21 protein-coding genes are annotated in these 24620 nt (G+C 50.1%); 16 read left to right on the top strand and 5 right to left on the bottom strand.

Annotated elements, in window-relative coordinates:
* Positions 1-12 precede the first annotated feature (12 nt).
* The 6 genes from truA (at position 13) to purF (ending at position 5815) form a co-directional block, all read left to right on the top strand.
* Positions 13-798 (top strand): tRNA pseudouridine(38-40) synthase TruA, encoded by a 786-nt coding sequence (gene truA / locus BLW68_RS14415; RefSeq protein WP_092794865.1) that lies wholly within the window; start codon positions 13-15, stop codon positions 796-798.
* Positions 799-960: 162 nt separating this feature from the next.
* Positions 961-1836 carry an acetyl-CoA carboxylase, carboxyltransferase subunit beta gene (gene accD, locus BLW68_RS14410; protein ID WP_092794862.1) on the top strand — a complete coding sequence of 292 codons (876 nt, stop codon included), beginning with the start codon at positions 961-963 and terminating at the stop codon, positions 1834-1836.
* A 6-nt stretch (positions 1837-1842) separates the two neighbouring features.
* On the top strand, positions 1843-3126 hold the full coding sequence (gene folC / locus BLW68_RS14405; protein WP_092794859.1) for a bifunctional tetrahydrofolate synthase/dihydrofolate synthase: 1284 nt from the start codon (positions 1843-1845) through the stop codon (positions 3124-3126).
* Positions 3123-3734 (top strand): SPOR domain-containing protein, encoded by a 612-nt coding sequence (locus BLW68_RS14400; RefSeq protein WP_092794855.1) that lies wholly within the window; start codon positions 3123-3125, stop codon positions 3732-3734. Before folC ends, BLW68_RS14400 begins: the two co-directional genes overlap by 4 nt.
* 59 nt (positions 3735-3793) lie before the next feature.
* Positions 3794-4282: a CvpA family protein gene (locus tag BLW68_RS14395; protein WP_092794851.1), complete on the top strand. Its 489-nt coding sequence runs from the start codon at positions 3794-3796 to the stop codon at positions 4280-4282.
* A gap of 21 nt (positions 4283-4303) precedes the next feature.
* Positions 4304-5815 (top strand): amidophosphoribosyltransferase, encoded by a 1512-nt coding sequence (gene purF, locus BLW68_RS14390; protein ID WP_092794848.1) that lies wholly within the window; start codon positions 4304-4306, stop codon positions 5813-5815.
* A gap of 62 nt (positions 5816-5877) precedes the next feature.
* On the opposite strand, the gene BLW68_RS14385 is transcribed toward purF, so the two are convergent.
* On the bottom strand, positions 5878-6477 hold the full coding sequence (locus BLW68_RS14385) for a Yip1 family protein (RefSeq protein WP_092794843.1): 600 nt from the start codon (positions 6475-6477) through the stop codon (positions 5878-5880).
* Positions 6478-6640: 163 nt separating this feature from the next.
* Between BLW68_RS14385 and miaE the strand changes: the two genes are divergently transcribed.
* Complete coding sequence (miaE, locus tag BLW68_RS14380) at positions 6641-7438, top strand: tRNA isopentenyl-2-thiomethyl-A-37 hydroxylase MiaE (protein ID WP_245728347.1); 798 nt, start codon at positions 6641-6643, stop codon at positions 7436-7438.
* 2 nt (positions 7439-7440) lie between these two features.
* Here miaE and BLW68_RS14375 read toward each other — a convergent pair whose 3' ends face one another.
* A complete protein-coding gene (locus tag BLW68_RS14375; protein WP_092794840.1) occupies positions 7441-8376 on the bottom strand; it encodes a GGDEF domain-containing protein in 936 nt (311 codons plus the stop codon).
* An 84-nt stretch (positions 8377-8460) separates the two neighbouring features.
* Between BLW68_RS14375 and BLW68_RS14370 the strand changes: the two genes are divergently transcribed.
* Together BLW68_RS14370 and BLW68_RS14365 are read left to right on the top strand one after the other, a co-directional pair.
* Positions 8461-10170, top strand: coding sequence for an esterase/lipase family protein (locus BLW68_RS14370; protein ID WP_092794837.1), 1710 nt, complete (start codon positions 8461-8463; stop codon positions 10168-10170).
* A gap of 317 nt (positions 10171-10487) precedes the next feature.
* On the top strand, positions 10488-12959 hold the full coding sequence (locus BLW68_RS14365) for a TonB-dependent receptor (protein ID WP_092794834.1): 2472 nt from the start codon (positions 10488-10490) through the stop codon (positions 12957-12959).
* Positions 12960-13028: 69 nt separating this feature from the next.
* Here BLW68_RS14365 and BLW68_RS14360 read toward each other — a convergent pair whose 3' ends face one another.
* On the bottom strand, positions 13029-14030 hold the full coding sequence (locus BLW68_RS14360; RefSeq protein ID WP_092794829.1) for a LacI family DNA-binding transcriptional regulator: 1002 nt from the start codon (positions 14028-14030) through the stop codon (positions 13029-13031).
* Positions 14031-14161: 131 nt separating this feature from the next.
* Here BLW68_RS14360 and BLW68_RS14355 point away from each other — a divergent pair, with 131 nt between their 5' ends.
* The 6 genes from BLW68_RS14355 to BLW68_RS14330 all read left to right on the top strand — a co-directional run bounded on the left by BLW68_RS14355 (position 14162) and on the right by BLW68_RS14330 (position 21290).
* Complete coding sequence (locus BLW68_RS14355; RefSeq protein ID WP_092794826.1) at positions 14162-14674, top strand: gluconokinase; 513 nt, start codon at positions 14162-14164, stop codon at positions 14672-14674.
* Positions 14675-14741: 67 nt separating this feature from the next.
* On the top strand, positions 14742-16136 hold the full coding sequence (locus BLW68_RS14350; RefSeq protein ID WP_092794823.1) for an MFS transporter: 1395 nt from the start codon (positions 14742-14744) through the stop codon (positions 16134-16136).
* A gap of 22 nt (positions 16137-16158) precedes the next feature.
* A complete protein-coding gene (locus tag BLW68_RS14345) occupies positions 16159-18546 on the top strand; it encodes a GH36-type glycosyl hydrolase domain-containing protein (protein ID WP_245728356.1) in 2388 nt (795 codons plus the stop codon).
* Between the two features lie 21 nt (positions 18547-18567).
* A complete protein-coding gene (locus tag BLW68_RS14340; protein ID WP_092794820.1) occupies positions 18568-19590 on the top strand; it encodes a Gfo/Idh/MocA family protein in 1023 nt (340 codons plus the stop codon).
* An 82-nt stretch (positions 19591-19672) separates the two neighbouring features.
* A complete protein-coding gene (locus BLW68_RS14335) occupies positions 19673-20581 on the top strand; it encodes a LysR family transcriptional regulator (protein WP_092794817.1) in 909 nt (302 codons plus the stop codon).
* A gap of 160 nt (positions 20582-20741) precedes the next feature.
* A complete protein-coding gene (locus BLW68_RS14330) occupies positions 20742-21290 on the top strand; it encodes an acyloxyacyl hydrolase (protein WP_092794814.1) in 549 nt (182 codons plus the stop codon).
* On the opposite strand, the gene BLW68_RS14325 is transcribed toward BLW68_RS14330, so the two are convergent.
* Together BLW68_RS14325 and BLW68_RS14320 are read right to left on the bottom strand one after the other, a co-directional pair.
* Positions 21287-22063 carry a UDP-2,3-diacylglucosamine diphosphatase gene (locus BLW68_RS14325; RefSeq protein ID WP_342741260.1) on the bottom strand — a complete coding sequence of 259 codons (777 nt, stop codon included), beginning with the start codon at positions 22061-22063 and terminating at the stop codon, positions 21287-21289. The genes BLW68_RS14330 and BLW68_RS14325 overlap by 4 nt on opposite strands.
* Positions 22064-22072: 9 nt before the next feature.
* Entirely contained in the window at positions 22073-22567 is a 495-nt protein-coding gene (locus BLW68_RS14320) for a peptidylprolyl isomerase (protein ID WP_092794811.1), read from the bottom strand.
* 178 nt (positions 22568-22745) lie between these two features.
* Here BLW68_RS14320 and cysS point away from each other — a divergent pair, with 178 nt between their 5' ends.
* Positions 22746-24125: a cysteine--tRNA ligase gene (cysS, locus tag BLW68_RS14315; RefSeq protein WP_092794807.1), complete on the top strand. Its 1380-nt coding sequence runs from the start codon at positions 22746-22748 to the stop codon at positions 24123-24125.
* The last annotated feature ends 495 nt before the right edge of the window (positions 24126-24620 follow it).

Genomic DNA, 24620 nt, shown 5'->3' with positions numbered 1-24620 from the left:
CAGGGGGATGGCATGCGCATTGCGTTAGGTATTGAGTACGATGGGGCTGGCTTTTATGGCTGGCAGCGGCAGCGTGAAGTAAACAGCGTACAGCAGGAGCTGGAAATTGCGCTGTCTAAAGTGGCTAACCAGCCGGTAGAATTGTTTTGTGCCGGCCGTACTGATGCCGGTGTTCATGCCACCGGGCAGGTAGTGCATTTTGATACCACTGCTGTGCGTGATGATAAAGCCTGGGTAATGGGCACTAATGCCCAGTTACCTGATGCCATCGCTGTGCGTTGGGCAAAAACAGTGCCCGATGATTTTCACGCCCGTTTTAGCGCCACAGCCCGCCGTTACCGCTATATTATTTATAACCATAAATTCCGTCCGGCCATATTGCGCGCCGGGTTAAGCCACTATCATCAAAGCCTGGATACCGATTTAATGCAGCAGGCCGGCGGGTATTTACTGGGCGAGCAGGATTTCAGTTCGTTTAGGGCCATGCAATGCCAGTCGCATAGCCCGTTTCGTAATGTGCATCACTTACGTATTAGCCGGCAGGGCGACTATATTATTCTGGATATTAAAGCCAACGCATTTTTGCATCATATGGTACGCAATATTACCGGTAGTTTGCTGGAAGTTGGCATGAAAAACCGCCCGCCAGAGTGGATTGCGGAGCTATTGGCGGCCAAAGATCGTAATCTGGCCGCAGCAACGGCTAAACCGGGCGGGCTTTATCTGGTGGATGTAGATTACCCCGCGCACTTTGCTTTACCCAAAGCGTTAACCGGGCCGTTGTTTTTACCAGACTAACGGCTGTCTGGTTACCTTACAGCTTGTACTACTAAGACCAGTTTTTTATATTATGTAGCGTCAGTTTTGTGCTTTAATAGCGCCGGTTTACTGAATTTCGGCGTTTTTTAACGTATTTACGGCATGGCGAGTACGCGGTGCTGTTACCTATAGGAAACATTTATGAGTTGGTTAGAAAAAATCCTGCCCAGAACATCCTCTTCTTCCGCGCGTCGAAATATCCCGGAAGGTGTCTGGACCAAATGCACATCCTGTGAAGCCGTATTATATAAAGCAGATTTAGATCGTAATCTGGGTGTATGCCCCAAGTGTGATCATCATATGCGGGTGTCGGCCCGCTCACGCTTAACCAGCTTTTTAGATGCCAACACCACTAAAGAATTGGCTGCAGAGCTTGAACCGCAGGATTTACTCAAGTTTAAGGACAGTAAGCGCTATAAAGACCGTATTGCTGCTGCACAAAAAGATACCAATGAAAAAGACGCCATGGTGGTAATGCATGGCACCTTAAAAGGTATGCCTATTGTTGCTGCATCATTTGAGTTTGAGTTTATGGGCGGTTCAATGGCCTCAGTGGTGGGGGCCAAGTTTGTTGCCGGTGTGGAACATGCTTTAAAACACAAAGTACCTTTTGTTTGTTTTTCTGCCAGCGGCGGTGCCCGAATGCAGGAAGCGCTGTTTTCTCTGATGCAGATGGCAAAAACCAGTGCCGCGCTGGCTAAAATGAGTGAAGCAGGCCTGCCATACATTTCAGTGTTAACCGACCCGACTATGGGCGGTGTATCAGCCAGTCTTGCTATGCTGGGTGATGTAAACATTGGCGAGCCCAAAGCACTCATTGGTTTTGCCGGCCCACGGGTTATTGAACAAACTGTACGTGAAAAGCTACCGGAAGGTTTCCAGCGCAGTGAATTCCTGCTGGAACATGGTGCTATTGATATGATTGTTGACCGGCGCAAAATGCGCGATACAATTGCGCGATTAGTCGCGAAGTTTATGCAGCTGCCTGCTCCTGTGTCGGAGCACAACGCCGCTTAAGGTGTTATGTCAACTACAGTACTGAACAGCCAATCGTGCCAAAGCCTGGCCGATTGGCTTTGTTATATAGAACAAAGCCATCCTGTGCACCAGATAGAACTGGGACTGGAGCGGGTATACGCCGTGGCTGCCAGAGCTGGCCTGCAGCATCTGCCGGGCAAAAAGGTCCTTATTGCCGGCACCAACGGCAAAGGCACCACAGCCTGTTGTATCGAACAGCTGTTGCTGGCGCAGGGCAAAACGGTTGGGGTATATAGCTCGCCGCATCTGCTGCAATTTAACGAGCGTTTACGCATTAATGGCCAGGATGTAGCTGACGCTGATTGGGTCAGTGCTTTTGCTTTTGTTGAAGCGCTGCGCCAGGACATTGCCCTGACGTATTTTGAATTTACCACGCTGGTAGCATTTCGCCTGTTACAGCAACAGCAACCAGAGTACTGCCTGATAGAGGTTGGCTTGGGTGGGCGGCTGGACGCGACCAATATTATTTCACCGGATATCAGCGTTATAACCACTATAGATTTGGATCATCAGGATTGGCTGGGTAATGATCGCGACAGCATTGGCCGTGAAAAAGCCGGTGTGTTCAGAGCCGATGGTATCGCCATTATTGGTGAGCTTAACCCGCCACCATCTGTATTGCACAAGGCTGCCGAGCTGGCGTGCAAAACGGTATTGGTACAGCGCGACTACCAGTACGAGTGTCAGCAACAAGCCCAAAACTGGCAATGGCAAGGTGTAAGCCAGCAGTTTGATAAGCTGCCGATACCGGCAGTGCCGGTGCAAAACGCCGCTTGTAGTTTGGCGGTGCTGGAGCAGCTGAATATGCTGCCTTCGCCACAGCAATTGTGCAGCGTTTTAACTGGCCTGACACTGGCTGGCAGAATGCAATGGCTGCAACAACAGCCTGCTATTATTGTCGATGTGGCGCACAATCCGCAGTCAGCCCGTTATCTGGCTCAGCAACTGCTGCTGCTTAAACCGCGTTTCAGGCGTATACTGGCGTTGGTTGGTATGCTAAAAGATAAAGATATTGAGCAGACATTGCTGCCCTTGACGCCATTGTTTGAACAATGGCATCTTGTCAGCCTCAAAGGAGTAAGGGGCGCAACTGCAGAGCAACTCGATAAAGTGCTGGCTGCGCACGGTGTGGTAACCCAACTGCATGAAGATACGCAAAGCGCTTATCAGCAGTTGCAGCAAAGGTTGCAAAGTGATGAGTTACTGGTTGTGTTTGGTTCGTTTATTACAGTGTCAGCAGTGCTGTCATGCCATCAGGAGGCAAAGTGACACCCGCATTTAAACATCGTTTACTCGGTACAGTGATCCTGGTACTGGCCGGTATCATTTTTCTGCCTGATTTACTCGATGGTGAAAAACAGGTTGTGAAAGACGATTTTAAAGTCATCCCAAATCGTCCTGAATTTAAAGGCGTGCCACAGCAGCAGGCTTTTGATCAGCAAGCATTTGAACAGGCGCGCTCAGAGGTAACACCAGAGCCGGTGGATGAGCCTGCGCTGGATACGGTAGAACAAACACCAAAAGACGATAATGGCTTGCCGTCGCAGCGCTATACCCAGGTAACGGCCCCTTCTGCAGACAGGCCAGCAACAACAAGGCCGGTTAATGAAGCGCTGGCTCAGGCTGGCTGGGTAGTCAGGGTCGGGAGTTTTAGCAAACCGCAGAATGCCAATGCGCTGGTCGCTAAATTACGCCAGGCGGGTTTTGTTACCTTTACCCGTGAGATAAGCAATGCGCAGGGCGTAAAACTTACCAGTGTACTGGTAGGCCCGGAGCTGAGAAAAGAGCGGCTGGAACAGCAGTTGCCCAAACTTCAGCAAATAACCGGTATTGAGCGGTTATCCGTAATGAGTTATCAGCCGACAGAAAATAATTAGCCAAGCAGTCGCTGTGTTTGGTAGAATGCGCGCCGTCATCAAACAACCTTTGGTAGCAAATGGTCTGGGTTGATTTTGCCATTTTGGCAATCATAGCGTTATCTGCAGTTATCAGCTTGGTACGAGGCTTTGTTAAAGAAGCTATTTCACTGGCTGTCTGGATCCTGGCATTTTTTATTGCCAGCCAATATTACCCCCATCTGGCTGGTTTATTTACCTCAATGCAGGATGAAACCCTGCGCAACGCCTGTGCTATCGCCATTTTATTTATCTGCAGCCTGATTGTAGGCGCTTTAGTTAATTTTCTTATTGGCAAACTGGTGCAGTCTACCGGTTTGTCCGGTACAGACAGGGTATTAGGCCTGGTATTTGGCGCGCTGCGCGGTGTATTGGTAGTTAGCGCGGTATTGTTTTTTATGGATGCTTTTACCCCGGTGGCAAGTGCCGACTGGTGGCAGCAATCAACTTTGATCCCCGAATTCGGTTTTATTATTGAATGGTTCTTCGAATATTTGCAGAACCATTCCAGTTTTATGCAAAAGCCTTAACGCTGGCGAGGAAGAAAATCCATGTGTGGTATTGTTGGTATCGTTGGGAAATATCCGGTTAATCAGGCACTGTATGATGGTTTAACTGTGTTGCAGCATCGCGGGCAGGATGCTGCGGGTATCGTTACCGTTGACCACAACACGCTGCGCTTGCGCAAGGCGAACGGGCTGGTTAAAGATGTGTTTGAAGCCCGCCATATGCAACGGCTGGCGGGAAATATTGGTATTGGCCATGTGCGTTACCCTACAGCGGGCTCTTCGAGTACAGCTGAAGCGCAGCCGTTTTATGTCAATAGCCCCTTTGGCATAGCGCTGGCGCATAACGGCAACCTGACCAACTCGCACATTCTTAAAGAAGATATTTTCCGTGTCGCCCGCCGCCATGTAAACACCACTTCAGACTCTGAAGTGTTGTTAAACGTGCTGGCGCATGAGCTGCACAACAGCGGCGTAATGGAGTTGCAAGCTGAACATATTTTCCGGGCTGTGGCCAATGTGCACCGCAAGGTAAAAGGTGGCTATGCCGTTGTGGCGCTGATTATCGGCCACGGCTTACTGGCGTTTCGTGATCCTAACGGCATTCGCCCGTTAGTGATGGGTAAGCGCGAGACGGCTTTGGGCACCGAATATATGGTGGCATCTGAGAGCGTTGCGCTGGATGCAGACGGCTTTACGGTACTGCGTGATGTATCTCCGGGCGAAGCGGTGTATATCACCGAGCAGGGGGAGTTACACAGCTTCCAGTGCGCCGAAAACCCCAGTTACACACCGTGTATTTTCGAGTATGTCTATTTTGCCCGGCCAGACTCCACCATTGATAATATTTCGGTATATGCCTCCCGTGTAGCGATGGGCACTATGCTGGGACAGAAGATCAAACGTGAATGGGCTAATCTGGATATTGATGTGGTTATTCCTATCCCTGAAACCAGTAACGATGCAGCCTTACAGATTGCCACTGTGCTTGGCCTGCCATACCGTCAGGGCTATGTAAAAAACCGCTATATAGGCCGTACCTTTATTATGCCTGGGCAGGAAGCGCGGAAAAAGTCGGTTAAACGTAAACTCAATGCCATAAAGCAGGAGTTTAAAGACAAAAATGTGCTGTTAGTAGACGATTCAATAGTGCGTGGTACTACTTCACAGCAAATTATTGATATGGCACGGGAAGCTGGTGCGAAAAAAGTATATTTTGCTTCAGCTGCACCGGAAATCCGCTTTCCTAATGTGTATGGTATCGATATGCCATCAGCCAATGAACTTATTGCCCATGGCCATGATGTGGAAAGTATCTGTAATATTATCGGTGCTGACGGCCTGATTTTTCAGTCACTGCCAGATTTGATAGAAGCTGTACGGCTGGAAAACCCGGAAATTAAACGCTTTGAAACCTCGGTATTTGACGGTAACTACGTTACCAACGATATTGATCAGGAATACCTGAACCGGCTGGACCAGATGCGCAGCGATGGTGCTAAGGAAAAGTCCGGCGCAGCGATGGCAACTAACCTGGAAACCTATAACGAAGGTTAAAACAGGGCCATAGCACAAAGGGAGCATTAAGCTCCCTTTGTTATTTCTGGCTTAGTAATAGTTTAATGTGTAAATGACGGGCCGAAGCCGGAACTCCACAATATCGCCGTGGCGGCAAGAATGCATACCAGCAGCACCAAACCGCAGGTAACCACCGAGCTGGCGTAGATAAAACCACGCTCTTCCGGAATATGCATCAGTATGGGTACGCCGACATACAGCAGATACACTGAATAAGCCAGGCCAAGTAAACCAACTACCATCACTACCCAAAGTTCCGGATACAAACCGGCAAAACCCACCATAAACAATGGCGTTGAGGTATAAGCTGCCAGCTCCAGAGTTTGAGTGTAGGTAGGTTCGGCTCCAAAGGTATGTGCCATCCAGTGTGCCAGTAATGCCAGTGCAAATACACCGGCAATAAGCGCAATGTACATGGCAACTGACATTATCAGCGCACTGTCGGGGGTTAGCATAATACGGTCGCCCACACCTATACTCCAGCCCAGATAGACGGCGGAATAGTAAGCGCAAACCGAGGGTATCAGTGCAACCAGCAAAATGTGGATCAGGCTATAGCGAAAACTTTCATGTCTTGCATCTATCGTATGCCATTCTTCTTTCGGATGTGCATACAGTCCCCATAAGTGATTCAATATCATAATTATTATCCTTGTCACTACGTCTGTATTATCGGGCTATCTGCAATAGCCGTTATATCAGTTATGACCAATATAATGCACTTCGTCAAGCATTCTGGCTGAAATTTGACCAAGCAGTTTCTGCAGTTATCATCACTTGGTAGCCAGAGGGCTATCCGCTATAATGCGCGCCATCTCTGAACGACGAACTAACAGCATGCTAAGCGCCGAAATTACGCAGTTATTAAGCCCGGTTAAGCAGTTTCTGCAATGTGAAACCCCTGCACAGTGGCTGGCTGTAGCCGCTAAACCAGAAAGTTTGCCGCTGCTGTTACAGGATCACCTGATTTGTGAGTTAAAAGCGGCGCAGTCAGCTATGTACCTGATCCGCCGTTACGCCAGCGACGAGCAAAGTGGTGAAGCCCTGCTGCAATGGCTTAAACCGTTTGAAGATTTTACTTATCGCCAGCAAGGCGATTGGCAGGCACTGGCCGGGCTTAGCCTGAAAAAGTCTATGTTGCCTAAAGCCAACTCTGCCTATGCCCAGGATCTGATTGATAAAATGGTGCTGCTGATCAAAGAAGAGCTGCATCATTTTTATCAGGTGCTTGAGGTGATGGCTGAAAATGGCATTGAGTACGAAAAAATTACCTCCAGCCGCTATGCCCGTGGGCTGCTACGCCATGTTCGCACCTATGAGCCACAGGCGATGGTGGATAAGCTGATCTGCGGTGCTTTTATTGAAGCACGCTCCTGTGAGCGCTTTGCAAAGTTAGCCCCGCTTTTGCCAAAGCCGATTGCCGATTTTTATATTTCTTTACTGCGCTCCGAAGCCCGGCATTATCAGGACTACCTGACACTGGCAACAGAGATAGCAGGGCAGGATATTAGTGAGCGCATCGCGTTTTTTGCGGCAATTGAAGCTGAGCTTATCAGCTCGCCAGATGCCGATTTCAAATTTCACAGTGGTGTACCGGCCTGAGTCTATAAAATAACGCAGTACTCTGCTACCACAACTTTATTGCGGCCGCTGTGTTTAGCCTGATACAAGGCGGCATCAGCATCGGCGTATAATTGTTCAAAGCTGGTTTTGTCGCGTGCCAGCGCAATACCAACCGATAACGTAATACGCAGCTCGCGGCCCTCAATATGCATCTTTTCATCGGCGATCTGCTGACGCAGACGTTCTGCGACCTCAACCGCCGTGTCGCGATTTGTTTGTGCCAGAAAAATACCAAACTCTTCGCCACCAATACGGCCGAAAATATCGTATTCACGCAAGGTGCTTTTGATTAAACGTGCCACCTGGCGCAGCACTTCATCGCCGGCCTGATGGCCGTAGCTGTCGTTAACGTTTTTAAAGTGGTCGATATCCAGCAGAAAAAACGCCATTGCACAGCGCTGGCGGCTGCAACGGGTAATTTCAGCTTGTACTGAGGCAACAAAACTGCGCCGGTTAGCAATTTGCGTCAGCTCGTCGGTAAGCGCCAAATCAGTTAATCTGCGGGTATGCTCGTTTAAATGCTGCTCAACAATTTTTTGCTTGGTAATGTCTTTGGCTTGTATCAGCATTTCACCACCAGGCAGAGTTTGTTCCGAGAACAAAAACCAGCGGCCATCTACTAAATCTACCTCAAACAGGCGAAAATCACGCGAACGGCGCAGTTGCTGTATCCGGTTTAGCCAGCTGTCGATATTGTCGGCATCAATGCGCGGACCTTTTTGTGTGCGAAAAGCAGTATGCATAATTTCAACAAAACTCTGACCAATCAGCTCGGTTTCGGGCCGGAAAAACACTTCCAGAAACGCTTTGTTGGCGCAGAGCAGAATATCGTCAGCAGAGAAAATGGCATAGCCATCGCGGCTGACGTCAATAAATTCAGCTAACTGGCCGGCAAAGCGTTTAAATGAGTTTTCCATACTGAAAAAAACCTGACACAGAACAATGCTATAGTGATATAGCATAGCGGAAATTCAGTCAGTTTTTTAATTGCAGGAGTAATAATGTTGCAGCGTTACCGTTTAGGGCAACTGTGTATGCTACTGCTGGTTATAGCACTGCAGGGATGTAGCCAGGGCAAGTATATCTACTGGAAAAAGCCTGCACCTATGCCGGAAGAGGCGGTAACCGGCTTGCTGGCCTATCAGTATATTGCTTTGAATCAGGTGGCTGATGAGGCAATAGCAGGTTACTGTCTGCAGCTTACTGCCCTGCGCTCGCCTGGGTATCAGCTGTTTTTGTTACAGCTAAGCTGCGCAGAGCGCTGGCTGGCACAGCCGCTGGATGAGCAACAACGCCAGCAGGCTATCGGCTACTATAACCGGGCGTTAATGCCGCTGGTCAGGGCGGCATTGGCGGGGCAGGATACCAGGGCGTTGAATTTAAAGCTGCAACTGTCGCCGGACAGCGATGAAAGTGGCCTGGCGTTTGAGCGGTTTTTTCTGGCTGCCGATCTGCAAGCCTACGACCCTTATATGTTGCGCCAACAGGATAATGGCTTAGGCATTACTGTGATAGGGCAGCGTGAAAACACTGGCTCTGAGCAGGATCGTTATTTCCCGCCTGAGGGTATTTTCCGGCCACTTACTGTGATACCGGTAAAGCTGGATTATAGTAACCCGGTGCTGCCAGTGCTGGTATTACGCGGTGTTTATATGCAACAGCAGCAACAGTGGCCTGTTGCCGCTCAGCAATATCCACTGAATTATGATCCGGCATCAGCGTATTTATGTTTAGTTGAAGTGGCGGTGGCTGATCGGTTGGAAAAAACCGGCCTGTTTAATGCTGATAAGGTAGAAGAAAAGCTTGGTATTTATGCGATAGAGCCGCTAAGCGAAGATAAAATTCCTGTCCTGATGATCCATGGTTTAAATTCCAGCCCGTTAATATGGCGCCGCTTAAGCTGGGCGATATTTTCTAACCCGCAGCTGTCGGCCCGTTATCAGGTGTGGCATGCATTTTACCCCTCTGGCCCACCACCATTTTTTAATGCCATGCGTTTAAGAAAGCGCACCGATGAACTGCTGCATCGCATCTCGCCGGACGGTGAGGCAATAGCGGCTAATAATATGGTACTGGTAGGCCATAGTATGGGCGGTATTATCAGTAAAACCTTTGTCCAAAACAGCGGTATGGCGTTGTGGGATACCACGTTTTACCGGCCAGCAGCTGAACTGCCGGTAAATGCCGACACCCGTCAGAACTTGCAGGACATTTTTATCTTTGCTGCCAAACCTTATGTAAAAGCGGTGGTGTTTATTGATACGCCGCATCGTGGCGCCGCCACGGCTGACGGCTGGATAGGCAGACTAGCCTCGGCCATGATTACGCTGCCAAAAGCGGTGAAAAATGTATTTGGTAATATGTGGCTGGCGTTAACCAAAGACGATATTAAACCTGCCATGCGCAGTTATATGCGTGGTTTTGGCCCCAACAGTGTTGACGTATTATCGCCAAAGCATCCGCTGGTGCAGCAATTAACCTTGTTACCACTGCAGGTGCCGGTGTATTCGGTAATAGGTAATAACAGGGTGGGCCGCTGCGCCGACTTTGCCACATGCCCGGCATTGAACGACAGTGTAGTGCCCTATAGTAGTGCGCATTTACCCCAAGCTGTGGCAGAGCATGTGGTTGCCTCAGAGCATAACTCTTACCAGTCACCGCAAGCTATTGAGTTTATTTTGAAAATTTTATCCTCAGACACTGCATTCTAACGGCAGTACCTCAAGTGTTTAACGCTATTATGCGGCAGTTGCTGGTGCAATAGCCGCTTTTTTCCTTGACAAGCTACCCGCTTTCGCTCTAATTTAGCTCAATTATTAAAACATGGTTGCGCAACCATTTTCGGTTGATGGCAGTTTTGATGACGCTTAAGTCAATAACTTGCTGTATTTAATTGGCCTGCTGTAGGTTTTTTTCTCATAACTTTCAGCTAAATGGTAGCGCAAACATTTTTTTGATAAAAATAACTGAGCCCTGTGTAAGTGCTTGAGCTGCAGTAACGACAATAACTCCGGGGGGAGAAACAATTATGCCAATCAGCAAAAAACCAGTTACCAAACTAAAACAAAGCTATCTTCTGATCTCAGCTGCGCTGCTCGCAGCCGGGGCAACTAATGTATATGCGCAAAGTGCTGAGCCAGCAGCAGACAGCAGCGAAGCACGTGCGATAGAAGTCATACAGGTAAGCGCCACCAAACGGGTAACCACTATCCGCGAAACGCCATTGGCGGTTACTGCTTTTGATCAAAATGCACTGGATGACAACCACGTACTGCAACTGGATGATTTGCAGGGTGTTGTGCCCAGTTTACATATTGCCCAAAACGGCACGCAAAATACGCCTATGGTATATCTGCGTGGTATCGGCTCGTCGGATCAAACCGAAAGTGGTGACCCGGCTGTAGCATTTCACGTTGACGGCGTTTATTCTGCCCGCTCACAGGGCGCTTCAGCACTGATGTTTGACTTAGAGGGCGCCGAAATTTTGCGCGGGCCTCAGGGCACCTTGTTTGGCCGTAATGCTACCGGCGGTGTGGTTAACCTGCACACGGCCAAACCTAAGCTGGACTACTTTGAAGCCAATGCTGAATTTACGTTGGGTAACTATGACCGGCGCGCCACCCGCGCTATGGTTAATTTACCGCTGACAGACACGCTGGCTATTCGGGTGGCTGCGGCAATGGATAAATCGGAAGGCGTGGTTGATATGGCACCAGGTTCTGCCATGGGCAAAAAATACGGCTCTACCGATTTAGCGGCAGCCCGTATCAGCGCTTTATGGCAGCCGAATGATAATTTTGACTGGTTTTTGTCGTATGAAAACTTTACCGATCAGGGCACCGGTCATATTCCTACCGTAACTGGTGGCTCCAACCGCTCGGCTTATATTCAGGAGCCGGGCTTTAATGATTTTGTTATCGACAGCGTGCGTACCCGGTTAAATTACAACTTCGATAACGGTATAACGGTGTCTTATATCGGTGGTTATACCGATTCGTCGCGTGAATCAGTGTGGGACAGAAGCTGGACTGAAAACAAATACGAATGGGGCGGCTGTGTAGAGTGTACTCACGAAGCGACCCAACATGAGCTGCAGCTGAAAAATGAAGACAGTGCCCGTCTGCAGTGGATGGTTGGCTTGTTCTACTTCAAAGAAAACAACAGTACCCACTTTGATATAGTGCACCCGGATGTAGATTACGAAGGTGGCAACACGCCTAACCCGAATTTATGGTCTACCTACCGTCAGCCGGATCGTGGCCTGAAATCGAACAGTATTTATGCGCAAAGCACTTACAAGCTGACGGATGTATTCCGTATCAGCCTGGGCTTACGTTATACCGAAGACGAGCGCTGGGACAGAGGCGGCCGCAATATTATGTGCCCTGACGTTAAGCGCACCGAAAATCTGCCGCTGAACAGCGATTACGTTGGCCTGCTGGACCCGGATAACCTGCTAAATGGGCTGGCACCAAACAAATTTCTGGTGCAGCCGGGTCAGTGCTGGGTAGATACCTATAACGATACCAGCCCAAGCTGGGATAAAACTACCGGTATGGCGCGGCTGGAATGGGATTTTTCCCCGACAATTATGTTGTACAGCTCTTATGCTACCGGCTTTAAATCCGGCACTATTCAGGATGGCGGTCAGTACACTGGCACCGGCCCGTTTACGCAAGCTGATCTGGATGCCATTATCGGCAGAAATAACAACGAAGCGGCCGGCACTAATGCTTATGTGGCGCCGGAAGAAAATACCAGCATTGAGCTGGGGTTAAAAGGCTCATTCCTGGATAGTACTTTGCAGGTATTTGCCGCCTTATTTAGCACCGAATACACTGACTTACAGGTAACCAGTAATGTCACTACTGAAACCGGTGCTGACTTACTGCGTAAAACCAATGCCGGTAAAGCCACTATTAATGGCCTGGAAGTAGAAGCCAAATGGCTGGTGGGCCGTAATGGTGAGCTAAACGGTACACTGTCGTATCTGGATGCGAAGTACGATGAGTTTTTCACGACCGACTCCAGCTACGGTGCCGACGGTATCGCCTTTAACCCGTCAGCCGGTAACCCGAACCTGCCTAATCTGCTGGATTTCAGAGGTAACCGTCTGGTGCAGGCACCGGAGTTTAGTATGTCGCTAAGCTATGAGCATTTCTTTGAGTTAAGCAATGGTGCTTCAGTACGTCCGCGCCTGCGCGCCAGCTACTCGTCAGAGATCTGGTTTGATCCGGCTAATCGTGGCGACAGGCCTGAAGGGTTCCGTAACCTGCCTTATGCCGCAGATATTGACCGTCAGGATGCTTATACCAAACTGGATGCCAGCCTGGTTTATCAACCGTCGGCCGGCAACTGGAGCCTGGAAGCTTTTGTTAATAACCTGACAGATAAAGCGATAAAAAGTGATCAGGGCCGCTGGAACAATAACCCGGTACCGAACTATATGTGGCAGGCGCCGCGTACTTTTGGCGTGCGGGTAAAAGTGAGCTTTGACTAACCGGCAGTAGTAATAAAGCCGTAAAATAAAGCCGCTGTTATACAGCGGCTTTATTATTTATGCTGCAGCTCAGGTTGAGCTGCGTACCATAATACTGTAGCCGACATCCACCGGAGCTACCGCATGGCGGCCTTTACCGGCGGCACTAAACAGCATTTCTACCGCCTGGCGGCCCATTTCAACGCGTGGTGATGCCACTGATGTAATGGCCGGCTCTACCAATGCCGATGCTTCCAAATCATTAAAGCCGCAAATGGCGATATCTTTAGGTACACTTAAATTCATCCGTTTGCTTTCAAACAAGGCGCCCAGTGCCAGATCATCATTACAGCAAAATACAGCATCGCACTGGTTGTCTGATTCGGCAATTACCGCTTGTAATAACTGGCCGCCCAGCTTAATAGAAGACGGTTGTACTGTGGTTTGAATAAAACTGCGGCACGGCTGTGGCCAATCGGCTATGGCTTGTTTAAAACCCGCCAACCGCTGCTGGGTGCGCGGGTCCATACGGGCACCGACAAAGGCCGGTGCGCGATAGCCTTGTTGCAGCAAATGTTTCGTCATATCGTAACTGGCCTGATAATGCGAAAAGCCAATATTCATATCTATCGGTTGATTGGTCAGTTCCATAATCTGCACTACCGGAATATCGGCCTGCAGCAGCAGTTTACGGGCGTAATCGGTTTGCGCCGCACCGGTAACAATAAAGCCTTCCGGCGACTGGCTAAGCAGGGTGGCAATCAGCTGTTCTTCTATCAGCGGCGAGTAATGGCAGTCGCCAAGCAGCACCTGCAGGTTTTTCGCTTTAACCGCCTGATAAATACCCTGTAGTACATCGTTAAATACGATATTGGATAACGACGGAATAATGACTGCCAGCACGCCGGACTTTTTCGAGGCCAGCGCACTGGCAGCATGGTTGCGGATATAGCCGATATCATGAATGGCTTTTTCCACCTTATTGCGTAATTTGTCAGACACCTTGGTTGGATCTGTCAATACCCGCGATACCGTGATGGCGCTTACACCGGCTACTTTGGCAACGTCTTTTAAATTTGGCTTCCTGCTCATAAGCTTAGCTCTGCGATCTTTTACAAGACAATACTGTATTGCGGGTTGTTAGTCAAAATGGTTGCGCAATCATTGTTGCTGGTTTAAGCTCTTAGCCAACAAGCAACACTAACAGGAAGCAACAGCTTATTATGCGCGCTACAGTAAGCAAAACTATTGTGATTATGGGCGTTGCCGGCAGCGGTAAGTCGACCGTTGGCCAGTTACTGGCACAGCAGCTGGGCTGGCGCTTTATTGAAGGCGACGATTATCACAGCCCCGAGGCCAAACAAATGATGGCCAGTGGCATACCGCTGGCTGATCATTTACGCGAAAGCTGGGTGCAGGCACTGTGTAACGAGCTTAGCGCCTGTAAAGCGGCAAAGCAGCCTTGTGTGTTAAGTTACTCTGGCTTAATTGCCCGCCATCGCCAGCAAATTCGCAGCAGCGCTGATAACGCGCATTTCTTTTATCTGCAGGGGGATGCCGCTTTGCTGGCAGAGCGCCTGGCACAGCGGCAAAACCATTTTATGCCGCCGGCCATGTTGCAAAGCCAGTTATTGACGATGCAAAGTTGTGACAATGAAACGGATATAACCATACTGGATATCACGCTGCCGGCAGCGAAGCTGGTGCAGCAGATAACACAGTTTTTAGCAGCGTAAAGCCACACCTGATTGCGCTATCATATTCAGCCGCAGAGCTGATGCCATAACAGTGGGATAACAGGGTATGACAGTTCCGGCTTCACAAAACATAGCAACGCAAAATACAGCCACAGCGGTACCGCTGCGCGAAAAAATCGGTTACGGCCTCGGTGATATGGGCTTTAATTTCTACTGGGCTAATATTTCAGCCTTTTTGCTGATTTACTACACCGACGTTTTTGGTATCTCCGCCGCTGCGGCCGGCACCATGATGCTGGTCACCAAAATAGTCGATGCCTTTACCGATCCGCTAATGGGCGCCATTGCTGATCGTACCCGCAGCCGCTTTGGTAAATTCCGGCCCTATTTATTATGGCTGGCGCTGCCGCTGGCTGGTGCCGGTGTGCTGACCTACAGCACGCCGGATTTAGGCGAAACCGGCAAACTGGTGTGGGCTTACGGCACCTATACGCTGTTAATGCTGGTGTATACCGCTATTAATATTCCTTACTCGGCATTATCCGGTGTGATTACCAGCGACAGCCAGCAGCGCACTACGCTGGTCAGCTTTCGTTTTATCGGCGGTTTTAGCGGTGGCATCCTGGTAACCTATTTAACGCCCAAGTTAGTGCCGTTGCTGGGGCAGGGCGATGATGTGCTGGGTTGGCAGCTAACGATGCTGGTATTTGGTATTGCCGCAGCCTTAATGTTTTTAATTACCTTTCTTACCACCAAAGAGCGTATCGCCCCGCTAAGCCTGCAACCTAATGCGGTGCGGCAGGATTTAGCCGACTTAAAAAACAACAAACCCTGGCTGGTGTTATTTGCGCTGGCGCTGATCATTATGGTCACCATTACCATGCGCGCCGGCAGCGGCGTGTACTACTTTAAATATTATGTCGAGCGGCCCGATTTAGTCGGTGAGTTTTTATCCTCCTACATGCTGGCACTAGCACTGGGCGCGGCCGCCACACCGCTGATGACGCGCTTTATCGATAAAAAACGCCTGATGGTATTACTGATGTCTTTAGCAGGGCTGCTTTCGATCAGTTTGTACTTTGTGCCGGCGGATGCGGTGGGCGTTATTTTTGCACTGAACTTGGCAATTGGTTTTGTACTGGGGCCAAAATCTCCATTGGCGTTTTCGATGTATGCCGACACGGCCGATTACAATGAATGGCGTACCGGGCGCAGGGCCACCGCTATGACCTTTGCTGCCGCCACTTTTTCGCAAAAACTCGGTGGCGCCATTGCTTCGGCGTTAATCGGCTGGTTGCTGGCAGCTATTGGTTATGTGGCTAACGAGCAGCAAAGCACCGGCTCGCAAACCGGCATAGTGCTGCTGATCTCGGTGATCCCCGGCGTTATTGCGCTGCTGGCAGCCTTTGTTATGCGCTACTACAGTCTGGACAACCGGCAACTGGCAAAAATTCAGTTTGATTTACACCAGCGCAAGGCAGAAGCCAGCGCATTAAGTTAATTTTACCCGGAGTATTACTTTGATGGCAGCCTCTGGCATGCAACCTGGCGACAACGGTCAGCGTTATGATTTATTCAGCCCCACCACTATGCCGCTGGCAGCGGCGTTTTTATGGAACAAGCAGTTAATGGTGCAACTTAACTGCCGTGGCTATGCCACCGCGCAGTTTATGCAACCGGAGCCGGCCAAATACGCCCATGCGCCGAATCTGGAAGCAAAAACCTTTATGCAGCCGGAGCAGCCGTATTACGCGCATCATCCGGGCCGCTTTGTCTATATTAAAGATGAGAAAAGCGCTGAGGTGTTCTCGGTACCTTACGAGCCGGTGCGCAGCAAAGCCGACAGCTTTGTGTTCTCTGCCGGTAAAAGTGATATCCGCTGGCAGCTGCAGCAACAGGGCTTGCAACTGCAATGGCAGCTCTGCTTAAGCCCGGACCAGCCGCATGAACTGTGGCAGCTTACCGTGACTAACCTCAGCGCGCAGCCACGCGAGCTTAGCATCTACCCGTATTTCCCGGTCGGTTATATGTCGTGGATGAACCAGTCGGCAAAGTTTGAACCGGCGCTAAATGCTATTGTTTGCTCATCGGTTACGCCGTATCAAAAATACCCCGATTACTTTAAAAACAAACTGTTAAAGGATAAAACCTTTTTACTGGCAGAGCAGGTGCCCACCAGCTGGCAATGTGCACAGCAAGCGTTTGAAGGCGAGGGCGGCCTGCATGCGCCGGATGCTTTGCAGCAAACCGAGCTCAATGGCGGCGATGCCTTATATGAAACCCCGGCTTGTGTGATGCAATACCGGCTGCAACTGGCAGGCGGCGCGCAGCAGGTTTACCGTTTTGTATTTGGCCCGGCACTGGATGAAAGCGAGATTGCCGCAGCACGGCAGCGCTATTTTTTAACGCCGGATGGTTTTGTAAAGGCGCAGCAGCAGTACAGCGATTATATTGCGCAGGGCCACGGTTGTTTACAGATCGAAACACCGGATACCGCGCTGGATAACTTTGTTAACCATTGGCTACCGCGCCAGGTGTATTACCACGGCGATGTCAACCGGCTCACCACAGATCCGCAAACCCGTAATTATCTGCAGGATAATATGGGCATGAGTTATGTGCGGCCGGAGGCATTTCGCACCGCGCTGTTAACGGCGCTGGCGCAGCAGCACAGTAGCGGCGAAATGCCGGACGGTATTTTGCTGCACCCCGACGCCGAGCTGAAATACATTAACCAGGTGCCGCATACCGACCAATGTGTCTGGTTACCGGTGTGTTTGGCGGCCTATCTGGCCGAAACCAACGACACCGCCTTATTACAGCAAACTATCGCCTTTGGCGATAGCACAGAGCCCGCCACTGTGTTTGAGCATATTTGCCGCGCCATGAGCTGGCTGCTGCATAAACGCGATGCGCGTGGCCTGAGTTTTATTGAACAGGGCGACTGGTGCGATCCAATGAATATGGTCGGCTACAAAGGCCGTGGTGTGTCGGGTTGGTTATCGCTGGCGGCAGCTTATGCGCTTAACTGCTGGGCCGATATTTGCCAGCAGCTTGGTAAGCAGAGCCTTGCGGAGCAATACCGCAATGATGCCCACAGTTTTAATCAGGCGGTTAACCGGTATTTGTGGGATGGTAAATGGTATGGCCGCGGCATTACCGATGATAATGTGGTATTTGGCGTCAATAAAGATGCCGAGGGTCGTATTTACCTGAACCCGCAAAGCTGGGCCATGTTAAGTGGTGCTGCCAATAACGAGCAGCTGCAACTGATGCTGGCTGAAATCGACGCGCAATTAGCCACGCCTTACGGCGTGCAAATGCTGGCGCCGGCCTATACCGCTATGCGTGACGATGTGGGCCGCGTAACACAAAAGCACCCCGGTTCGGCTGAAAATGGCTCGGTGTATAACCATGCCGCGGCGTTTTATTTATATGCGCTTTATCAGATTAACCAACCGGATAAAGCCTTTGACGTCCTGCGCCAGATGCTGCCCGGCAGCACAGAGCAAGACTGCCTGCAGCGCGGCCAGTTACCGGTGTTTATTCCGAATTACTATCGTGGTGCTTACCGGCAATTTCCGCGCACCGCCGGGCGCTCCAGCCAGTTATTTAATACCGGCACCGTGCACTGGGTATATCGCTCGTTAATCGAAGGGTTATTTGGCATAAAAGGTTGCCCGGAAGGGTTATTACTGCAACCGCAGCTGCCAACTGCCTGGCCACAGGTGAAACTTACAAGGCAATTTCGCGGTGCAGAGTTTGTTATCCTAATGCGCCGGCAAAGCGGCATCAGCAAGGCACAGCTAAGTGTCGATGGCCGCTTATTGGCCGAACCGCTTATTACTGACATTGTTGCCGGCCGGCATTATCAGGTCGAGCTGCTGCTGCCTGTTGCCTCAGCCAGTTAAATAACCGCATAAGGAATCGCTATGATCCGCATTGGTTTATTAGGCGCTGCCCGTATCAGCGACAAAGCAATATTTCAGCCGCTTAAGCAACTGGATGGTTTTGTGTTGCAGGCGGTAGCCGCTTCTTCGACAGAACGGGCCCGCCAGTATGCCGGTGCGCATGGCATCTTATATGTCGCCGACAGCTATCAGGCCTTACTTGAGCGGGACGATATCGACCTGATTTACAATGCGCTGCCACCGTCTGAACATGCGCACTGGACCATAAAGGCGCTTGAGCATGGTAAGCACGTACTGTGTGAAAAACCGTTTGCTATGGATGAAGCCGAAGCTAAAGCCATGGTGCAGGCAGCGCAAACCTGCGGCAAGCTATTGCTGGAGGCCTTTCATTACCGCTTTCATCCGTTGTTTGTTGAGGTGATGCGCCTGGTGCAGGCCGGTACTATCGGCACTATCAGCCATTTGCGGGCGAATTTTTCGGTGCGGATCCCGTATTTTGCCGGCTCGCTGCGCCATGAAGCGGCATTGGGCGGCGGTGCCATGATGGATTTAGGCTGTTATCCACTGCATTGGGTGCGCACTGTTATGGGCTCTGAGCCAGGGCAGGAGCCTGTGGTATTAAGCGCTAACTGTATTACCGCCAATGCGACAACCGGCGGTGAACAAATTGATATCACCAGCCAGGCACAGCTGCAATTTGCTAATGGCGCTATTGCCGATATCGGCACCAGCATGGCAGAGCATTTAAGCCGCACACCCGATACCAGCCTGGTGTTGGAAGGTAGCCTCGGCAGTATTGAAGTGAGCGGCCTGATTACGCCGCAACAGGGCAACAGTATTAAAGTGGTTACTGCCGGAGCCGAGCAGCAATACAGTGTGCCTGGCCATAGCACCTATTATTATCAACTGCAGCATGTACAAGACTGCCTGCAAGGTCGTGCCACCGCCTTAACCGGCGGTACCGATGCCATTAGTAATATGCGCCTGCTGGACCAGATTTATCAGCATGCCGGTTTGCTAAGCCGCGGCCAGTGCCGTAGTTAGCCGTGGCGGCTGCCGCTGGCATTGCAGCGCTGCTGGTTGTTGCCTATTATGCCGGTTATAGCAGCATTAGGGTTATACCGGCATGGATCATCTGTTAGCCATTAAAGTGTTTTGTCGTGTGGTTGAAACCGGCACCTTTAGCCGCGCCGCAGATTTACTCGATATGCCAAAATCCACCGTAACCAAGCTTGTGCAAGAGCTGGAAGCGCATTTGCGGCTAAAATTACTGCACCGCACCACGCGCCGGGTTACGGTAACGATGGAAGGCGCGGCCTATTACGAACGCACTACCAAGTTACTGCATGAGCTTGAAGATATTGAAAGCAATATCAGCAATGAACAGAGCACACCGCGGGGCCGGCTAAAGGTTGATATGGCGTCGGCGATTGCTAATTTTATACTGTTGCCGGCGTTACCGTCTTTTATGCAGCAATATCCGGAAATTCAGCTGGAGTTAGGTGTTAGTGATACCAATATTGATTTGCTGACCGACAATATAGATTGCGTAATTCGCGGTGGTGAGCTAAACGATACATCGCTGATTGCCAAACGTATTGCCGAGCTGACCTTTGTTACCTGTGCCGCACCATCTTATCTGCAGCAGTATGGCACCCCGCAAACGCCGGACGAATTAAGCAGCAAACACCGTATTATTTATTATCGCTCGCGTAAAACCAACCGTGTAGTGCCACTGCGTTTTAGCAACCGGCAACAATCAATGGAAATTCAGCAGCAAGGCAGCCCGTTGTCGGTAAACGATAGCACCGCACAGTTAACCGCTACCTTAAGTGGCCTGGGCGTAAGCCAACTGCCGTTATTTATGGCGCAGCCTTTTCTTGATAATGGTAAGTTGCAGTTGGTACTGCCAGACTGGCAGCGCGCAGCCTTTCCGCTGTATCTTATTTACCCACCCGGCCGCCATCTCAGTGGCCGCTTAAGCACCTTTATCAACTGGGTTATGGCGGTGTTTCAGCCGTACCGGCCGTATTAAATCTGCTTTACATAAAAATGTAATAATTTATGCCAAAACATTATTCACCACTGTGAATAATGTTGTCGGGGAAAGCCTGTTTATCTAATTTGTACCGTTCGGTATATTTGTCGCCATTAACGGTTGGCCCACAGCGGGCAAAGCATGGCGAGGTAAATATATGCAACGGTGGCTAGTGGCATTAGTGTTGTCATTTGGAATAATTTGGCAAGCACAGGCTGATATACGCACAGAGCAGATTTCACAGCTTTCAGTGGAATATTTAAAAGGCGAAGGCCGGGTAAATGGTGTGCGGTTAGGTTACCGGCCGCTGGAATTTCACTTTACTACCTTGCCGCTGCTGGGCGATGCCAATATGTATCTGGAAGCCAGCACTAACTTCTGGCAGTACGGCCAGCCATCGCAGTATCAAACCAACGTGGCGCTGGCCTTGTCACCGGTGCTGAAAAAGCAATTTGCCAACTGGTACGGCAAGCCGGTGTTCTGGGAGTTTGGTATCGGTGTTAGTATGCTGACAAAGCGTGAATTTGCCGGTAAAGATTTAGGCTCGCACTTTCAGTTTGAAGACCGGCTGGGCCTGCTGATCGGGCTCGACCAGCAAAACAGCAAAATGCTGGCAGTGCGCTATATGCATTACTCTAATGCGGGTTTATCCAGCCGTAACCCCGGTATGGATTTTCTCAACATTGCTTATTCCTGGCGGTTTTAAGCCGCCGGGCTGTCATCTGCCAGCGCATTAAAATACAGCTGCCACTGACTGACGCTAACTTTTAAATAACTGCTTTGGCTGTACCAGTCACCCAGTACATAACGCTCGGCAGCGTTGCCGTTAACCTCCAGTTGGTGCACTGCAGGCCTGTGAGTATGGCCGTGGATCAGCTTTAATACGCCGGCTTCTGCCATCACTCTGGGTACTTCATCCGGTGTCACATCCATAATTTGTGGTTGCGCCTGTGCCATATACTGCTGCTTATATTTGGCGCTTCTGGCGCGGGCTTTACGGGCCAGACGCTGGCGATACCATAGCGGCATATTCAGCATCAGCCACTGCCACCAGGGCTGGTTCCACCATTTACGGAATTTCTGGTAGGCAATATCCAGCGTACACAGGCTGTCGCCATGCATAATCAGCGTTGGCTTGCCGTATAAATCAATCACTTTGGACGGAGGCAATATCGCCATGCCACAGCGCTTAGCATAAGCATCGCGCAGGAAAAAGTCGCGGTTGCCGTGAATAAAATACAGCGCTACGCCGCTATCGCTAACGGTTTTAAGTGCGTTGGCTACCTCTGCCAGTAGTGGCTCGGGGTTGTCATCACCAATCCAGACTTCAAATAAATCGCCGAGAATATACAAGGCTTCGGCGTGGATGGCTTGCTCGCGCAAAAAGCGCAAAAAGGCGGCGGTAATATCGCTCCGATCTGCCGCTAAGTGCAGATCGGCGATAAACAGCGTGTGCTGCTCAGACATCAGCTCTGACATTAACAGGGCTTAAGCGTGCAGTTCAGCTTTTTCAATCACAACCGGTTTTACCGGCACGTCGCTGTGGCCGGCATTGCGGCCGGTGGCCACTTTTTTAATCTCGTCAATCACGTCCATGCCTTCAACCACTTCGCCAAATACGCAGTAACCCCAGCCGGAGCCGGTTTCAGAGCTGAAGTTTAAGAAGTCGTTGTCGGCAATGTTAATAAAAAACTGGCAGGTGGCAGAATGCGGATCGTTGGTGCGCGCCATCGCAATAGTGCCTTTTTTATTTGGCACTTTGTTGTTGGCTTCGTTTTTAATCTGGCCTTTGGTGTCTTTTTGCTCCATATCGGCAGTAAAACCACCGCCCTGGATCATAAAACCGTTAATCACACGGTGAAAAATGGTGTTGTCATAAAAGCCGTCTTTTACGTAGCTGATAAAATTCTCTACCGTAGCAGGGGCTTTGTCGGCAAACAGGTTTAATTTAATTACGCCGTAATTGGTGTGTAAGCTAATCATAATCAGAGTCCTTATTTCAAAGTGACGCTATTCTAACGTAGTCAGGCCAAATCATAAAGCAAGGATAGCCGCGTTACAGTGCCGGTGATACACTAGCGCGCTGGTGCAGCAGCTGCGCTTGTTTCAGCTTTCAGCCTTTTCAGGTTAGCGTTTTTAGTCAAATGACTTCGAGGAAGACATGCTACATATTTATAATACCTTAAGCAGAAAAAAAGAACTTTTCACCCCAATTGAACCCGGTAAAGCAGGGCTCTATGTCTGCGGTATTACAATTTACGATTACTGCCATGTCGGCCACGCCCGTACCTATGTTGCCTTTGACGTAATAAACCGCTACCTGCGCTTTTTGGGTTACGACGTAACCTATGTGCGTAATATTACCGACGTAGACGACAAAATTATTAAGCGTGCCGCCGAGAATAACGAAAGCTGCGATGCCTTAACCGAACGTTTTACCCAAGCCATGCACGCCGATTTTGCTGCGCTGGGTTTAATGCCGGCCGATATCGAGCCGCGCGTTACTACCCATATGGCCGAAATTATCGCCCTGATTGAAACCCTGGTCGCCAAAGGCTATGCCTATGTTGCGGCCGATGGTGATGTATTATTTGACGTTAGCAAATACGAAGCCTATGGCGAGCTTAGCCAGCAAAACCTGGAGATGCTGCAATCCGGCTCACGGGTCGAAGTGGCCGACAACAAAGACGATCCGCTGGATTTCGTATTATGGAAAGGCGCTAAGCCGGGCGAGCCGTTCTGGCAATCGCCGTGGGGCAATGGCCGGCCGGGCTGGCATATTGAATGTTCCGCCATGAGCGCCAAGCATTTAGGCGAGCATTTTGATATTCACGGCGGCGGTTCTGACTTACAGTTCCCGCACCACGAGAACGAAATTGCCCAGTCGACCTGTGCCCATGGCCACAAGTACGTTAATACCTGGATCCACACCGGTATGGTGCAGGTAGATAAAGAGAAAATGTCTAAATCACTGGGCAATTTCTTTACGGTAAAAGACGTACTGGCAGAATATAACGCCGAGGCGGTACGCTACTTTTTATTATCCAGCCAGTACCGCAGCCAGCTGAACTATTCCGCTGAAAACCTGCAGCAGGCCCACGCTGCCTTAGGCCGCTTATACACCGCGCTGCGTAATGTAACGCCAAGCCACAGTATTGATTTAAACAGCCCGTATATTGTGCGATTTAAAGCGGCAATGGATGATGATTTCAACACCCCGGAAGCCTTACCGGTGTTGTTTGAACTGGCGCGTGAAGTAAACCGCTTTAAAGAAACCGAACCGGCCAAGGCTGCTGAGCTGGCCGGCGTATTAAACCTGCTAGCCGGTGTGCTGGGCTTGCTGCAGGGCGATGCTGAACAGTTCTTACAATCAGGCGCGTCAGATGATGATGTAGCTGAAATAGAAGCGCTGATCGCTAAGCGTAACACCGCCCGCGCCAACAAAGACTGGGCAGCAGCAGACGCCGCCCGCGATGCGTTAACGGCCAAAGGTATTATCGTAGAAGATAAAAACGGCGTAACCAGCTGGCGTAAAGGCTGATTAAGTTACCCCGATAAAAAACCGCCTGCTGGCGGTTTTTTTATGGGTGAATTTTGCAGCAGATAACGGCTGACAAGTTGTTTGATGTTTTGCTGAAATAGGCTGTACCTATAACTTATTGTAAGTTGAAAAGAAGCGGTGTAGTGTTCATTACATTAAATGGATAAAAGCGGAGGCGGCCGTGTTTAAATACGGATATTTCCGCCGAATAAATGTTATTGCGTATTTCGGGATGATCCGGCCAGCGATTTCGGCATGAGTCGGCCACCCATTTCGGTATCATCCGGCCACTGATTTCGGCCTTATCCGGCCACCTGTTTCGGTATCGTCCGGCCAGTTTGTTCTTCCTTCGTTTTACGGACTTTGGCATAACAGTTTTTTAACTGTTTGCCGGAGTAGTCATGACACGTAAAAAGAAAATGGTAAGGACAGATATGCAAACTTATCTGGATATATTCCGTCTTAAATTTGAGGCCAGACTAAGCGACAGGCAAA

Source organism: Rheinheimera pacifica, assembly GCF_900108485.1.
Taxonomy (GTDB): Bacteria; Pseudomonadota; Gammaproteobacteria; order Enterobacterales; family Alteromonadaceae; genus Alishewanella; species Alishewanella pacifica.
Note: the sequence above shows the minus strand (reverse complement) of the source record. Positions and strands in the feature narration are given on the sequence as shown.

What these genes read in the sequence shown, in the direction of transcription:
- miaE (WP_245728347.1), top strand. Translation starts at nt 6,641, where the DNA reads ATGCGCGCCATCTCTGAACGACGAACTAACAGCATGCTAAGCGCCGAA.
- BLW68_RS14320 (WP_092794811.1), bottom strand. Translation starts at nt 22,567, where the DNA reads ATGATTAGCTTACACACCAATTACGGCGTAATTAAATTAAACCTGTTT.
- BLW68_RS14350 (WP_092794823.1), top strand. Translation starts at nt 14,742, where the DNA reads ATGACAGTTCCGGCTTCACAAAACATAGCAACGCAAAATACAGCCACA.
- BLW68_RS14330 (WP_092794814.1), top strand. Translation starts at nt 20,742, where the DNA reads ATGCAACGGTGGCTAGTGGCATTAGTGTTGTCATTTGGAATAATTTGG.
- BLW68_RS14360 (WP_092794829.1), bottom strand. Translation starts at nt 14,030, where the DNA reads ATGAGCAGGAAGCCAAATTTAAAAGACGTTGCCAAAGTAGCCGGTGTA.
- purF (WP_092794848.1), top strand. Translation starts at nt 4,304, where the DNA reads ATGTGTGGTATTGTTGGTATCGTTGGGAAATATCCGGTTAATCAGGCA.
- folC (WP_092794859.1), top strand. Translation starts at nt 1,843, where the DNA reads ATGTCAACTACAGTACTGAACAGCCAATCGTGCCAAAGCCTGGCCGAT.
- BLW68_RS14345 (WP_245728356.1), top strand. Translation starts at nt 16,159, where the DNA reads ATGGCAGCCTCTGGCATGCAACCTGGCGACAACGGTCAGCGTTATGAT.
- BLW68_RS14375 (WP_092794840.1), bottom strand. Translation starts at nt 8,376, where the DNA reads ATGGAAAACTCATTTAAACGCTTTGCCGGCCAGTTAGCTGAATTTATT.
- BLW68_RS14370 (WP_092794837.1), top strand. Translation starts at nt 8,461, where the DNA reads ATGTTGCAGCGTTACCGTTTAGGGCAACTGTGTATGCTACTGCTGGTT.
- BLW68_RS14395 (WP_092794851.1), top strand. Translation starts at nt 3,794, where the DNA reads ATGGTCTGGGTTGATTTTGCCATTTTGGCAATCATAGCGTTATCTGCA.
- BLW68_RS14325 (WP_342741260.1), bottom strand. Translation starts at nt 22,063, where the DNA reads ATGTCAGAGCTGATGTCTGAGCAGCACACGCTGTTTATCGCCGATCTG.
- BLW68_RS14365 (WP_092794834.1), top strand. Translation starts at nt 10,488, where the DNA reads ATGCCAATCAGCAAAAAACCAGTTACCAAACTAAAACAAAGCTATCTT.
- BLW68_RS14385 (WP_092794843.1), bottom strand. Translation starts at nt 6,477, where the DNA reads ATGATATTGAATCACTTATGGGGACTGTATGCACATCCGAAAGAAGAA.
- BLW68_RS14335 (WP_092794817.1), top strand. Translation starts at nt 19,673, where the DNA reads ATGGATCATCTGTTAGCCATTAAAGTGTTTTGTCGTGTGGTTGAAACC.
- BLW68_RS14355 (WP_092794826.1), top strand. Translation starts at nt 14,162, where the DNA reads ATGCGCGCTACAGTAAGCAAAACTATTGTGATTATGGGCGTTGCCGGC.
- BLW68_RS14340 (WP_092794820.1), top strand. Translation starts at nt 18,568, where the DNA reads ATGATCCGCATTGGTTTATTAGGCGCTGCCCGTATCAGCGACAAAGCA.
- cysS (WP_092794807.1), top strand. Translation starts at nt 22,746, where the DNA reads ATGCTACATATTTATAATACCTTAAGCAGAAAAAAAGAACTTTTCACC.
- accD (WP_092794862.1), top strand. Translation starts at nt 961, where the DNA reads ATGAGTTGGTTAGAAAAAATCCTGCCCAGAACATCCTCTTCTTCCGCG.
- truA (WP_092794865.1), top strand. Translation starts at nt 13, where the DNA reads ATGCGCATTGCGTTAGGTATTGAGTACGATGGGGCTGGCTTTTATGGC.